This window comes from Bremerella sp. JC817, assembly GCF_040718835.1.
In the GTDB taxonomy this organism is placed as follows: Bacteria; Planctomycetota; Planctomycetia; order Pirellulales; family Pirellulaceae; genus Bremerella.
Genome location: NZ_JBFEFG010000077.1, coordinates 1 through 461 on the forward strand (window position 1 = coordinate 1; position 461 = coordinate 461).

At 52.1% G+C, this 461-nt stretch carries 1 protein-coding gene; it reads right to left on the reverse strand.

All coding sequences use genetic code 11. The features are described 5' to 3' along the window. Positions 1 to 276: hypothetical protein (locus AB1L30_RS00355; protein ID WP_367011370.1), on the reverse strand; the 276-nt coding region annotated here is incomplete at its 3' end. Between the last annotated feature and the right edge of the window lie 185 nt (positions 277 to 461).

Sequence of the window (461 nt, forward strand, 5' to 3'; positions counted from 1 at the left end):
CAACAGCAGCAGGATCAACAGCAACAGGATCAACAGCAACAGGATCAACAGCAACAGGATCAACAGCAACAGGACCAACAACAACAGGACCAACAACAACAGGACCAACAACAACAGGACCAACAACAACAGGACCAACAACAACAGGACCAACAACAACAGGACCAACAACAACAGGACCAACAACAACAGGACCAACAACAGCAGGACCAACAACAGCAGGACCAACAGCAGCAGGACCAACAGTTCCCAGAACATCGAGGTGCGAAGAAACAACGCCGGTCCTTCGTCGGGCCACGAAGTGAAGTCGCCATACTGGGCGTTTTCTGGCGATGGCGAACCGACCTGAGTCCCGAAGATCGTCTCGCACGTGATTACCTGGCCGCGGTTGTATTGGGTCCGTGCTGTTGATCCTGTTGCTGTTGATACTGTTGCTGTTGATCCTGTTGCTGTTGATCCTG